Origin of the sequence: Butyricicoccus sp. AM27-36 (genome assembly GCF_003480945.1) — a bacterium.
Taxonomy (GTDB): Bacteria; Bacillota; Clostridia; order Oscillospirales; family Butyricicoccaceae; genus Agathobaculum; species Agathobaculum butyriciproducens.
In genome coordinates this window covers 191,285-204,020 of record NZ_QUJR01000004.1, presented here as the reverse complement: position 1 = coordinate 204,020, position 12,736 = coordinate 191,285, and the positions used below count along the sequence as shown (strand labels likewise).

The 12,736-nt window shown below is 57.8% G+C and carries 11 protein-coding genes; 5 read left to right on the top strand and 6 right to left on the bottom strand.

Going from position 1 to position 12,736, the window contains the following annotated elements; translation table 11 throughout:
* Nucleotides 1-42 precede the first annotated feature (42 nt).
* The 5 genes from DW724_RS07520 to DW724_RS07500 all read right to left on the bottom strand — a co-directional run bounded on the left by DW724_RS07520 (nt 43) and on the right by DW724_RS07500 (nt 3,754).
* Nucleotides 43-588 (bottom strand): CAP domain-containing protein, encoded by a 546-nt coding sequence (locus tag DW724_RS07520; protein ID WP_118761121.1) that lies wholly within the window; start codon nt 586-588, stop codon nt 43-45.
* Nucleotides 589-740: 152 nt separating this feature from the next.
* Nucleotides 741-2,018, bottom strand: coding sequence for a glycosyl hydrolase family 18 protein (locus tag DW724_RS07515; RefSeq protein ID WP_118761120.1), 1,278 nt, complete (start codon nt 2,016-2,018; stop codon nt 741-743).
* Nucleotides 2,019-2,140: 122 nt separating this feature from the next.
* Nucleotides 2,141-2,833 carry an LrgB family protein gene (locus DW724_RS07510; protein ID WP_118761119.1) on the bottom strand — a complete coding sequence of 231 codons (693 nt, stop codon included), beginning with the start codon at nt 2,831-2,833 and terminating at the stop codon, nt 2,141-2,143.
* Entirely contained in the window at nt 2,826-3,194 is a 369-nt protein-coding gene (locus DW724_RS07505; RefSeq protein ID WP_147357269.1) for a CidA/LrgA family protein, read from the bottom strand. The genes DW724_RS07510 and DW724_RS07505 overlap by 8 nt, the downstream gene beginning before the upstream one ends.
* A gap of 5 nt (nt 3,195-3,199) precedes the next feature.
* Nucleotides 3,200-3,754, bottom strand: coding sequence for a DUF4364 family protein (locus DW724_RS07500; protein ID WP_158579384.1), 555 nt, complete (start codon nt 3,752-3,754; stop codon nt 3,200-3,202).
* Nucleotides 3,755-4,014: 260 nt separating this feature from the next.
* On the opposite strand from DW724_RS07500, the gene DW724_RS07495 reads away from it, so the two are divergent.
* Nucleotides 4,015-4,614, top strand: coding sequence for a GNAT family N-acetyltransferase (locus DW724_RS07495; protein ID WP_110435257.1), 600 nt, complete (start codon nt 4,015-4,017; stop codon nt 4,612-4,614).
* A gap of 185 nt (nt 4,615-4,799) precedes the next feature.
* Here DW724_RS07495 and DW724_RS16400 read toward each other — a convergent pair whose 3' ends face one another.
* Nucleotides 4,800-4,850, bottom strand: coding sequence for a hypothetical protein (locus DW724_RS16400; RefSeq protein WP_442861270.1), 51 nt, complete (start codon nt 4,848-4,850; stop codon nt 4,800-4,802).
* Here DW724_RS16400 and DW724_RS07490 point away from each other — a divergent pair.
* The 4 genes from DW724_RS07490 to recJ all read left to right on the top strand — a co-directional run bounded on the left by DW724_RS07490 (nt 4,838) and on the right by recJ (nt 12,720).
* The gene (locus tag DW724_RS07490; RefSeq protein WP_442861269.1) at nt 4,838-5,506 is read left to right on the top strand and encodes a JAB domain-containing protein; all 669 of its coding nucleotides are present in this window, start codon (nt 4,838-4,840) and stop codon (nt 5,504-5,506) included. The genes DW724_RS16400 and DW724_RS07490 overlap by 13 nt on opposite strands.
* Nucleotides 5,507-5,563: 57 nt before the next feature.
* Nucleotides 5,564-7,486, top strand: coding sequence for an excinuclease ABC subunit UvrB (uvrB, locus tag DW724_RS07485; protein ID WP_242994852.1), 1,923 nt, complete (start codon nt 5,564-5,566; stop codon nt 7,484-7,486).
* A gap of 131 nt (nt 7,487-7,617) precedes the next feature.
* A complete protein-coding gene (gene uvrA / locus DW724_RS07480) occupies nt 7,618-10,464 on the top strand; it encodes an excinuclease ABC subunit UvrA (RefSeq protein WP_118761118.1) in 2,847 nt (948 codons plus the stop codon).
* A gap of 180 nt (nt 10,465-10,644) precedes the next feature.
* Complete coding sequence (gene recJ, locus DW724_RS07475) at nt 10,645-12,720, top strand: single-stranded-DNA-specific exonuclease RecJ (RefSeq protein WP_118761117.1); 2,076 nt, start codon at nt 10,645-10,647, stop codon at nt 12,718-12,720.
* Nucleotides 12,721-12,736 lie beyond the last annotated feature (16 nt).

Here is a 12,736-nt window from a genome sequence, read left to right as displayed (position 1 = left end):
AGGATAGAGCAAAACAGACCGCAAATGCGGTCTGTTTTGCGTTTATGCGGTGAAAAGCTGTGCCCAGTATGCGGTTCCGTTCACAACGGTACAGCCGACGCCGATCGAGGTGAAGCTGCTGCTGAGAATGTTCGCGCGGTGGCCGGACGAGTTCATCCACGACTGCACAACAGCCTCCGGCGTGCTCTGGCCATAGGCGATGTTCTCACCGGCACGCGCGTAGGAAACGCCGGCCTCGGTCAGCGCGGTAAAGCAGGATGCGCCGCTCGGGCGCGTGTGCGAAAAGCTGGTTTGCAGTTCTCCTGCGCGGGTCTGCGCCGCCTGCTGCACCGTGGTGCTGATGGTCAGCGCGGGCAGTCCCTGTCTGGCACGCTCGGCGTTCACCAGTGAGACCACCTGCGCGGCGTAGCTGCTGTTCGCGGCGGTGCTTTGTGAGGGCTTGCTCGCAGAAGGACGGCTGACCGTCTGCGTGTAACTCGGACGCACGACGAACGAAAAGCGGTTCTGCTGCAGATGTGCAGCTTCTGCAGCAGTGGTGGATGCGATGACAAGCGCAAGTGCCAGCGGCACGAGTCTCTTGAACTTCATAGGTAGATACCTCCTTGGATTTTGCGGGAAATTCCCATGCACCGTATGATAGCGGGTTTTGTAACCGTTTTGCAATGGAAATCCAAGGAGAAACTGCCGAAGCACGGAAAAAACCGACCGAAACAGGGGAAATTCGGTCGGTTTGGTGAATTTTATCCAAGCTTTTCGATGTCGTACAGGCTGTTCAGCACGAGCCACAGCTGCGGAAAATACCGCATGATATTCCAGATGCTGACGCCTGCCAGCTGATATTCTCCGGCAAGCGCCAGTTTGGCACGGATAGAACGCGCATCCTCGAACCAGACCTCGTGCTCGGCACGGTCGCGCCAGTAGTTGTAGTGCGGAGACTGTGCCGTGTCATCATAATGAATCGGCGCGCCGACCTGAATCGCCTGCTCGACGGCCTGCACGTTGCCCAGACTACGGGCGCGCGACTGTCCCTGCACATAGGGAAGCGCCCAGTCGTAGCCGTAGTTCGGGATGCCCATGAACAGCTTATTCGGCGGCACCTGCGACACGGCAAACCGCACGACCTGCTCTACCTTGTTAATCGGCGCGACCGCCATCGGAGCGGACAGTGTGTAACCCCATTCATAGGTCATCAGCAGGGCACGGTCCGCCGCAGAGCCGAGCGCGGCATAGTCGTGCGCCTCATACAGAAGACCTTGCTGCGCGGCGGAGGTTTTAGGCGCGAGTGCCGCGAAGACCGTGTATCCGGCAGGCGAGAGCCGCTCGCGGACCGAGCGGACAAACGCGGCATATGCGTCCGCGTCCTCCGGCGGCACATACTCAAAGTCGATGTCCACACCGGCGAAACCCTGCATGGCCAGTACCTGTGCCAGATTTTCGATCAGCGCCGCGCGAGCCGTCGGGGTGTTCAGCAGCCGGTGGGCACGTTCGCCGGAGAACTGCCCGTCCTCGCCGAGTGTTGTCAGAACGAGCAAAGGTTTTACCTGATACTGCCGCGCCATGCGCACGAGCAGCTCGGCGGAGAACGGTAAAATGCGTCCGGCGTTGTCAAAACCGACGGAAAATACGGATAAGTACGTCAGATAGGGCAGTGTTCGGCGCAGAACGCGCAGGTCGATGCTCGGATAGGCGTAGCCGTTCACCGCAAAGCGTCCCAGCTTATTTCCATAGCTGAGTACAAGCATCTGCCCCGGCTGAATGCGGTCGGTGCCGCCAAGCTGTGGATTGTTCTGCCACAGCTGCATCACGGTTGTGCTGTTCTGCGCGGCAATGCTGCCGAGCGTGTCGCCGCGGCGGACGATGTACGTTTTTGCCGGCTGCGGAACGACAATGGTCTGCCCAGGCGTAAGCCGGTACGGCTCGTGCAGCTCGTTCTGCTGGATGAGGAACGGCAGGGGAATACCATGCAGCTGCGCAATGCGGTACAGCGAATCACCCGGCCGAACAACATGGATCACCATAGAAAAACCACCTTTCTCCTGCATTTTATGCAGGGGAAAGGTGGTTCTGTGAATGGAGAATTAGGGTATCGCGCAAGGATAGCGATATTTTCCATTCTTCGTTCTCAATTTTCAATTACTGCTTACAGCAAAATAGCAGAGCCGATGGAAACGATAAGTGCCGTCAGCAGACCGGCAACGCCGATCGCCAGACCGGAAATTGCGCCTTCGGTCTCACCCAGCTCAATGGCGCGCGAGGTACCGACTGCGTGAGCTGCCGTGCCGATGGACAGGCCCATCTGCACCGGATTGCGCACGCCGATGCACTTGAGGAAGGTCGGCAGGATGATCGCGCCGATGATGCCGGTGACGACAACCGCAATCGCGGTGATGGAGGTTACGCCGCCGAGCATTTCGGCTACCGCGACTGCAATCGGAGTTGTTACCGATTTCGGCACGAGAGAAAGCGTCGTGCTTTCGCTCAGACCGAACAGATGGCTGAAGAGCAGCACGCTGCCGATGGATACCATCGAGCCGACGAACGCGCCGAGCAGAATGGGCAGCAGGTTTTTCAGCAGTACATCCAGCTTGCGGTAAATCGGGATCGCAAGCGCTACCGTTGCCGGCGTCAGGAAGAACGAGATCAGCTTGCCGGATTCCTCATAGGTCTGATAGGGGGTGCCGGTTGCGATCAGCAGCGCACCGACCAGAATCGAGGCAATCAGCAGCGGATTGCAGACCGCAGAACCGGTTTTCTTTTGAATCTCTACGCCAAGCGCATAAAAACCGATGGAAACCAGCAGCCAGAACTGCGAGGAGGAGAGAAGATCAGTCATGGTCGAACGCCTCCTCGGTTTCACGATGCTGCAGACGGAACACGATATGTACGGTCAGTGCGGTAGCAGCGGCAGTACACAGCGTGGTCAGCAGGCAGACGGCAAGAATGGCAAGTGCTTCACTTTTGATGTCGTTCCAGATTTCCAGCACGCCCAGCATGGCGGGCAGAAAGAAAAATGCCATGTTCTGCAGCAGAAAATCCGCTACGCTCTCTACATGGTGCAGACGAACCGCACCGAAGATGAGCAGGGCGAGCAGCAGGGTCAGACCGAGCACGTTGCCGGGCAGCAGACCGCGGAGTAAAAGGGAGAGCAGTGAGCCGCCGACACAGCAGGCAAGCAGCACACCGAGTTGCTTCATGTGTTTCAAGGTTTTTGCGCTTCTTTCTCGTTTGCGTAGTTTTTGGTCATTGCGGCGAGCAATGTTTGGTAGATGGCCTCGGCGTTTTCCTTAAAGGTACGCTCGAGCATGGCAGCCTGTCCGTGACTGACGACGTTCATTTCCACCGCGAACACCTGCTCCATTTCCATGCGGACGGTCAGGTCGTTCGGACCGTGCTCGGTGACGGCGGTGTGGATGCCGGCGTCGCGCCGGATCTGGCGGACGACACGCAGCGCAGAGCGCTGTGCGGCTTCGCGGACCGGATAGGGAAGCTGCTTCTCGAAAATGCGGGTAGCCTCACGTCCCTTTTCGGTGATGGCGTACAGGGTTTCTCCTTCGTCGGGTATCTCCTCGATGTGCCCGGTCGGGACCATCTCGTAGAAAGCCTCGCTCAGCTCGAAGTAGCCAAAGCCTTCGTCACACCAGGTCGTTAAGTCCACAATGGTGCTGAAGCTGACCGGAAATGGCAGCAGATCCATGGCGAACAGGACCAGAAACTTGATATCCTCTTTGGTATGGATAAAACCGTAGCGAACCATATGCGCGATGCCTCCTTCTCTTCCCCGGCAGGGCGAAACGCCGTTTTCGTCAGTGCTTTTCATAGTATACTACTCGGCAGGGTAAAATGCAATCGGCTGAAATGACAAAGAATATTATATAGAACGGCAAGAATTATACTGTAAAAAAATCAGCATATACAAGGCGAACAAATGTGCGATTTTTTGATAATCTTCTATTGAACATAAAAAATGAATGCGGTATACTTATATCGAGATTATATCGAAACGAGGAAAAAATCATGCCGGAAGTTGTTCTGCGTCCTGCAGAGGAAGAAGATATTGCCGAGATGCTTGCGCTGTATGCGCCGTATGTTATTCAAACCACTGTGTCGAGCGAGTACGATGCTCCTTCGATAGAGGAGTTTACCCGCCGGTGGCGCACCTATACCCAAAAGCTGCCGTGGCTGGTCTGCCGCATTGACGGCGAGGTCGTCGGCTATGGCTATGCTGCGCCGCACCGTACCCGCGCTGCCTATCAGTGGTCGGTCGAAACGTCCATCTACGTTGCACAGGAGCAGCACCGCCACGGTATCGCCGGTGCGATTTACGCCGCGCTGTTTGAACTGCTGGCGATGCAGGGATACTATAATATCTACGTCGGCATCACTTCACCGAATGAGCGGTCGATGAAGTTCCATAAAGCCATGGGCTTTATCATCTCGGGCGCATATCAGGAGAGCATGTATAAATTCGGTCAGTGGCGCGATGTCCTCTGGATGGGCAAGAGCCTGCGTCCGCATGACGGCGCACCGCAGCCGACCGTTCCGTTCCCGGAGATTAAGGACAGTCCGCTGGTAACCAGAGCGCTCAATCAGGCGGTGGAGAAGATACACTTCTAAATCATCTGCATTATTTTTATTGTAGGGCGGGATGACCTCATCCCGCCGCTTCTCACGAGGTGTAGACGGCTTACAACGGCGGGGTGAGGTCAGAAGGTGAATTGCCCGGAAGGGCAAGAGAAGCCACTATGGAGTGCCCCGCCCTACGGTAAAGCCATCGATATAGTTGGAAGGGAGGGCACCCGTTATGCCAGACAACCCGCATATGGGCCATCGCCAGCGCATGCTGGACAAATTCCGCCGGTTCGGACTGGAGATCTTCAGCGACCACGAGGTGCTGGAGATGCTGCTGTATTTTGCGGTGCGGCAGGGCGACACCAACCCGACAGCACACCGGCTGATGCAGCGGTTTGGTTCACTGCATGCGGTGCTCGAGGCAACCGAGGACGAGCTGCAGACGGTCGAAGGCGTCGGTCCGCGCTCGGCGGAGCTGCTGCACCTGTGCTTTGCCCTGTTTCACCGTTATCAGGCGGATGTGGCGAAAATGGAGCAGTTTACCGACAAACTGAACACCTATGACCGCATCGGCGCATATTTCGTGCCGCAGCTGTGCGCCGAGCGGGAGGAAGTGCTGCTGGCCGCCTATGTGGATGGCGCGGGGCGTGTGCTCAAGTGCGAGGAGATCGCACGCGGCGGACATGCGCGGGTGCAGGTGGACAGCTACAAGATTGCCCGCGGTGCCTTGATGGCCGGTGCGGCAGGCGTTGCGCTGGCGCATAATCATCCGAACGGCACGCCGACACCTTCGCAGGAGGATTTTGATATGACTGACCGTCTGCAGCGCACGCTCTCCGAACTGGGTTTGGAGCTGGTCGATCACTGCGTTGTGGCACGCAGCAATTTCACATCTATCGGTCGATTAAGAAGCGGAAGTTTGCGAAAAAGATACTGAGTGGCAAAAAAGGAGGTACGCTCTGTGCCGGAATTTAAGATACACAGCCCCTACCAAATGGCAGGCGATCAGCCGGAGGCGGTAGCCAAACTGGTGGAGGGCATCAACAACGGTCTGACCGAGCAGACGCTGATGGGCGTTACCGGCTCGGGCAAGACGTTCACCATGGCGAACATCATCGAGCAGACCCAGCGCCCGACGCTGGTGCTCGCGCACAATAAAACGCTGGCCGCACAGCTCTGCACCGAGCTGCGCGAATTTTTTCCTGAGAATGCGGTAGAATATTTCGTATCCTACTACGATTATTACCAGCCGGAGGCGTATATCGCCTCGACCGACACCTATATTGAGAAGGATTCCGCCATCAATGATGAAATTGACCGCCTGCGCCACTCTGCGACCTCGGCGCTGAGCGAACGGCGCGATGTTATCATCGTGTCCTCGGTTTCGTGCATTTACTCGCTCGGCGACCCGATCGACTACAAGAGCATGGTGATTTCCATCCGTCCGGGCATGGAGATGAGCCGCGAGGAGCTCATCCGTCGACTGATAGACATTCAGTATGAGCGCAACGACATTGCGTTCGAGCGCAACCGCTTCCGCGTGCGCGGCGACACGGTGGAAATCTGGCCGGTATACTCGGATGAGGATGTTGTCCGTATCGAGTTTTTCGGTGATGAGGTGGACCGCATCAGCCGTATTAACCCGCTGACCGGCGTTTCTCTCGGTGAACTGGGGCATATTGCTGTTTTTCCGGCGAGCCACTACGTTACACCCAAGGAAAAGCTGGAGGAAGCCATCAAGGACCTCGAAGAAGAACTGGAACAGCGCGTGAAATACTTCGAGGAGAACGGCAAGCTGATCGAGGCACAGCGCATCGCGCAGCGCACCCGCTACGACATTGAAATGCTGCAGGAGATCGGTTTCTGCTCGGGCGTCGAGAACTATTCGCGCGTGCTGTCGCGGCGTGCGCCGGGAAGTGCGCCGTACACGCTCATCGACTATTTCCCGAAGGATTTTCTGCTCATCGTGGACGAGAGCCACGTCACGCTCCCGCAGGTGCGCGCCATGTATCACGGCGACCGCGCCCGCAAGGAAAGTCTGGTCGAAAACGGCTTCCGCCTGCCGAGCGCGTATGACAACCGCCCGCTCAATTTTGACGAGTTCAACGACCGTCTGAACCAGATTGTGTATGTTTCCGCAACACCTGCCGAGTATGAGCTGTCGCGCTCGGGGCAGGTGGTCGAGCAGGTCATCCGCCCGACCGGTCTGCTCGATCCGGAGGTTGTTGTGCGTCCGGTCGATGGCCAGATCGACGATCTCATTGGCGAAATCAACGCCCGCACAGCCAAGGGAGAACGGGTTCTGGTCACCACGCTCACCAAGAAAATGGCCGAGGATTTGACCGATTACCTTGAAACTGCAGGCATTAAGGTGCGCTACATGCACCACGATGTTAAGACCATCGAGCGGCAGGAGCTGGTGCGCGATCTGCGTCTCGGCGTGTACGATGTGCTTGTCGGCATCAACCTGCTGCGTGAGGGCCTCGACATCCCGGAGGTGTCGCTCGTCGCTATTCTCGATGCGGATAAGGAGGGCTTTCTCCGGTCGGAGACCTCGCTCATCCAGACCATCGGCCGCGCCGCACGAAATGAGCACGGCATGGTCGTGCTGTATGCAGACAGCATCACGCCCTCGATGAAGCGCGCGATGGACGAGACCGAGCGCCGCCGTGCGCTGCAGGATGCGTTTAATAAGGCCCACGGGATTATCCCCAGGTCTGTGCATAAAAAGGTGCAGGATGTTATCGAGATCACCTCGAATGTGCCATCGAGCAGCAAGAAAAAGCTGCGAAGCAAGGGCGAAAAACAGCAGGAGATCGCCCGCCTGACCCGCCAGATGAAGGAGGCCGCGAAGATGCTCGAGTTTGAGATCGCAGCACAGCTTCGTGATCAGATTAAGGCGCTTGAAAATGGATAATGGAGAATTGAAAATGGAAAATGTCGCTATTCTTGCGCGAGTTCCGTCCGCGCTGCGACGAGGTGCGCCGCTTTGCGGCGATAATTTTCAATTACTCAACCCGTTATGCGTAACAATAAAGGAAAATAAAAATGCAGGAATACATTCACGTTAAAGGTGCGCGAGAGCACAACCTGAAAAACATCGACATCAAGATTCCGCGCGACAAGCTGGTGGTGTTCACCGGCCTGTCCGGCTCGGGCAAATCGTCCCTGGCGTTTGACACGATCTACGCCGAGGGTCAGCGCCGCTACGTTGAATCGCTGTCCAGCTACGCGCGGCAGTTCCTTGGTCAGATGGACAAACCGGACGTAGACTACATTGACGGTCTGTCGCCCGCCATCTCCATCGACCAGAAGACCACCTCGCAGAACCCGCGTTCGACGGTCGGCACGGTCACCGAGATCTACGACTACATGCGCCTGCTGTGGGCGCGCATCGGTACGCCGCACTGTCCGAAATGCGGCAAGGAGATACACCAGCAGACCATCGACCAGATCATTGACCGACTGATGGCGCTTGAAGAAAAGACGCGCGTGCAGCTGCTTGCGCCGGTCATCCGCGGCAAGAAGGGCGAGCACGTTAAGGTGTTTGAGGATGCCCGCAAGCAGGGCTATGTCCGCGTGCGCGTAGACGGCGAAATCCATGATCTTTCGGAAGAATTCAAGCTGGCGAAAACCAAGAAGCACAACATTGAGATCGTTGTTGACCGCGTTGTCATCCGTCCGGACGCCCGCGGACGCATTACTGATTCGGTGGAGACCGCGTCTGCGCTGTCGGGAGGTCTGGTGATTGCGGATGTCATTGGCGGCGAACCCATCACGTTCTCGCAGAACTATGCCTGCGACGACTGCGGCATTTCCATCGAAGAGCTTACCCCGCGCATGTTCTCATTCAACAACCCGTACGGTGCGTGCCCGGTGTGCACCGGTCTGGGTATTCAGAAGCGTGTCGATCCCGACCGCGTCATTCCGAACCGCCGCCTTTCCATCAAGCAGGGCGCCATTCGCGCGTCCGGGTGGGGGAACGCCGACACGGGTACGATCGCGGGCATGTACTACACTGCACTCGGCAAAAAACACGGCTTTACGCTGGAAACGCCCATCGAGGAGTTCTCCGAGCAGGCGCTCGACGAGCTGCTGTACGGCACCGGAGATGAACCGCTCGAGCTGTCGGTCAGCCGTATTTCGGGTGGCGTGATGCGCCAACCGTTCGAGGGTATCATCCCCAATCTGGAGCGCCGTTACCGTGAGACCAACAGTGAGTGGTCGCGCGGCGAGATTGAAGAAGTGATGAGCGAAAGTCCGTGTCCGGCATGCCACGGCCGCCGTCTGCGCCCAGAGGTGCTGGCGGTCACGCTCGGCGGACTGAACATCGCAGAGTTCGCGGAAAAGTCGGTCGTCAAGGCGATGGAGTTCCTCCACACGCTCAAGCTGACCGAAATGCAGCACAAAATCGGTGACAGAGTAATCAAGGAGATCATGGATCGCCTCGGCTTTTTGCAGTCGGTCGGACTGGAATACCTCACGCTCTCGCGTTCGTCCGGTACGCTGTCCGGCGGCGAGAGCCAGCGCATCCGGCTGGCAACGCAGATTGGCTCATCACTGATGGGCGTGCTGTATATCCTCGACGAGCCGTCCATCGGTCTGCATCAGCGCGACAACGATAAGCTGCTTGCGACCCTGGGGCGGCTGCGCGACCTCGGCAACACGCTCATCGTGGTCGAGCACGATGAGGACACCATGTTTGCGGCTGACCACATCGTGGACATCGGTCCGGGGGCGGGACGCAACGGCGGTGAGGTCGTTTTCGAGGGCACGATAGACGAGCTGCTGAAAAGTGATAAATCCATCACCGGACAGTACCTTTCGGGCAGAAAATTCATTCCGGTGCCCGAAATCCGGCGCAAAGGCAGCGGCAAGAGCATCACGGTCAAGGGCTGTGCGGTAAACAACCTCAAGCATACGGACTTTACCATTCCGCTCGGCACGCTGACCTGTGTGACCGGTGTTTCGGGTTCGGGCAAGTCCTCGTTCGTCAACGAAATCCTGTACAAAAAGCTGGCAGCGGAGCTGAACGGCGCGAAGACTCGTGCCGGTGCGCATGACGAATTCATCGGCATCGAGAATCTCGACAAGGTCATCGATATTGACCAGTCGCCCATCGGACGCACGCCGCGCTCCAACCCGGCGACCTACACGGGGGTGTTCAACGACATCCGCGAACTGTTCGCCAAGACGGCAGATGCGAAGGCACGCGGCTACAATGCAAGCCGTTTCTCCTTCAATGTCAAGGGCGGCCGCTGTGAGGCCTGCTCGGGTGACGGCCTGCTCAAAATCGAAATGCACTTTCTGCCGGACGTTTACGTTCCCTGCGATGTGTGCAAGGGGCGCCGCTACAACAAGGAGACGCTCGAGGTGCGCTACAAGGGCAAAAACATCTACGAAGTGCTGGATATGACGGTGGATGAAGCGTGTGAGTTCTTCGCCAACGTGCCGAAGATCGCACGCCGTCTGGAGACCATGCGCGAGGTCGGTCTGGGCTACGTTAAGCTGGGGCAGTCCTCCACAACGCTCTCCGGCGGTGAAGCGCAGCGCGCCAAGCTGGCGACCGAGCTGTCCAAACGCTCGACCGGCAAGACAATCTATATCCTCGATGAGCCGACCACCGGTCTGCATGTCGCAGATGTCCACAGGCTTGTGGATGTTCTGCAGAAGCTGGTGGACGCAGGCAACACGGTTGTTGTCATCGAGCACAATCTGGATGTCATCAAGACTGCGGACTATATCCTCGACCTCGGTCCCGAGGGCGGCGACGGCGGCGGCCGACTGGTCGTTTGCGGTACGCCGGAGGAGGTTGCACAGTGCGAGGGTTCGTATACCGGACAGTATCTCGGCCCGATTCTCGCCCGCAAAAACGGCGGAAAACGCGATAAATAAAGTCGAAATGTGTAATAAAACAGGTGTTTCTTAGCGAGACACCTGTTTTTTCTGTATTTGATAAAGATGTTGTGATTTTGGGTGTGTTTTGGTATAATAGTGATAATATAAAATCGGAGTTACTATACGCAGGCGCCGGAAGGCGTGCTGCTGCCGTGACTCAGGAAGGGATCGTTCAATATGAGAGCAAAGCGATGGGTGATCGCCTCGCCGGATACCGAGCGGGTGCGGGTGCTGTCGCGGGAGACCGGCTATACACCGCTGACGGCGGCGGTGCTGTCGGCGCGCGGCATCGACACACCGCAGGCTGCGGCGGATTACCTGAGCTGCGATGCGCGAGGACTGCATGATCCGTTCGGTTTGACCGATATGGATAAGGCAGTCGAGGTCATCCGCGATGTAATAGATCGCGGAGAGAAAATGGTGGTCTACGGTGATTACGATGTGGACGGCATCACGGCAACGTGCACACTGGTGGATTATCTGCGCAGCAAGGGCGCAAAATGTGAATATTACATTCCCAATCGTCTGACGGACGGCTATGGTCTGACTCGTCCGGCGATGGAGCAGCTGTATGAGCAGGGCACGCGCCTGCTCATCACGGTGGACTCGGGCATTACAGCCAACGAGGAGATTGCCGTCGCACGCGAGCTCGGCATGCAGGTCGTCATTACCGACCACCACGAGTGCCACGAAAACCTGCCGGACGCGCAGGCGGTCGTGGACTGCAAGCGGACGGACGATACCTATCCGTTTTCCAGTCTTGCGGGTGTCGGTGTGGCATTCAAGCTGATCTGCGCACTCGAGGGCGACACGCTTTCCGTGCTCGACCGGTACGCCGACCTCGTAGCGCTCGGCACGGTAGCCGATGTCATGCCGATTGTCGGTGAAAACCGCATTATTGTGGCGGAAGGACTGAAAAAGCTGTCCGTGACGGCAAATATCGGTCTGGAAATGCTGCTGCGTGAGGCGGGGATGAAGAACCGACGCCTGACCTCCTCGACCATCAGCTATGTGCTCGCGCCGCGCATCAACGCGGCGGGCCGCATGGGCAAGGCCGAACTGGCAGCAGAGTTGTTCCTGACGAAAGATCCGATACGCGCACAGGCGCTTGCCGCCGAGCTTTGCGAGCAGAACAAGCTGCGCCAGAGCGAGGAGAACAAGATACTCGAGCAGACGCTCACACGCCTGCGCCGCGAATACAACCCGCTTGAGGATAAAATTATCGTGCTGGCCGGAGAAGGCTGGCATCAGGGCGTTATCGGCATTGTGTGCTCGCGCCTGTGCGACCGCTACGGCTGTCCGGTCGTGCTCATCTCGGTGGACGAGGACGGCGTAGGCAAGGGCTCCGGCCGCTCGATCGGCAGCTTCAATCTGTTTGAGGCGCTCACCTCGTGTGAGGACCTGTTCGAGCGCTACGGCGGTCATGCGCTTGCCGCAGGACTGACCGTGCAGGCGGACAGGATCGAAGAACTCCGCACGCGCCTGCGCAAGTACGCGGAAACGCATGTCACCATGGCGGAGCTCGTTCCGCAGCTGCACATCGACTGCATGGTGCAGCCGGAGTGGCTGACGCAGGAGAACATCGAATCTCTGGGCGTACTCGAGCCGTACGGCATGAAAAACGCGGAGCCTGTGTTCTGCATGAAGAACATGACCGTTGAGGAGATTACGCCGCTGTCCAGCGATCGGCACGTTCGTCTGTCGCTCATCAAGGACGGCAAGCGTTTTTCTGCAATCTGGTTCGGCATCGGTGCGGGCGGTCTCGGCTTTGTCGAGGGCAACACCGTGGATGCCGCCTTTCATCTGGAGATCAACGAATTTCGAGGCCGCCGTTCGGTGCAGCTGACCATCTGCGATGTGCAGCTGAGTGACTGCGAGCATCTGGCAGATCAGAAGATTCTCAATCTGTATAATACACTCATGCAGGACGGCCCGCTCACCGCAAGGGAAGCGCGTCTGCTCCTGCCCGACCGCAAGGATCTGGTTGCTGTCTGGCGGCATGTGACCTGCCGCGCGGAGGACGGACGGCTTTCCGTACCGGACGGGGCACTTTCCCGCCGGGTTGCGTGGGAAAGCCGACGCGACATTAACATCGGCAAGCTGTTCGTCTGTCTGGACGTTTTTCAGGAGTCCGGACTCATCAGCTATCATTTCAAGGAAGGCATGCTCAATATTTTGCTCAAACCCTACGAGGGCAAGGCCGATATTTCCGGATCGGTTGTCCTTGCCACATTGCAAAGTATGGCGGGGTGACACGAATGGGGGAAGG

Bases quoted from the DNA above. Each gene is read 5' to 3' on its own strand.
- DW724_RS07490 (WP_442861269.1), top strand. From the start codon at position 4,838: ATGCTGGACAAATTCCGCCGGTTCGGACTGGAGATCTTCAGCGACCAC.
- DW724_RS07510 (WP_118761119.1), bottom strand. From the start codon at position 2,833: ATGACTGATCTTCTCTCCTCCTCGCAGTTCTGGCTGCTGGTTTCCATC.
- uvrB (WP_242994852.1), top strand. From the start codon at position 5,564: ATGGCAGGCGATCAGCCGGAGGCGGTAGCCAAACTGGTGGAGGGCATC.
- DW724_RS07515 (WP_118761120.1), bottom strand. From the start codon at position 2,018: ATGGTGATCCATGTTGTTCGGCCGGGTGATTCGCTGTACCGCATTGCG.
- recJ (WP_118761117.1), top strand. From the start codon at position 10,645: ATGAGAGCAAAGCGATGGGTGATCGCCTCGCCGGATACCGAGCGGGTG.
- DW724_RS07505 (WP_147357269.1), bottom strand. From the start codon at position 3,194: ATGAAGCAACTCGGTGTGCTGCTTGCCTGCTGTGTCGGCGGCTCACTG.
- DW724_RS07495 (WP_110435257.1), top strand. From the start codon at position 4,015: ATGCCGGAAGTTGTTCTGCGTCCTGCAGAGGAAGAAGATATTGCCGAG.
- DW724_RS07500 (WP_158579384.1), bottom strand. From the start codon at position 3,754: ATGGTTCGCTACGGTTTTATCCATACCAAAGAGGATATCAAGTTTCTG.
- uvrA (WP_118761118.1), top strand. From the start codon at position 7,618: ATGCAGGAATACATTCACGTTAAAGGTGCGCGAGAGCACAACCTGAAA.
- DW724_RS07520 (WP_118761121.1), bottom strand. From the start codon at position 588: ATGAAGTTCAAGAGACTCGTGCCGCTGGCACTTGCGCTTGTCATCGCA.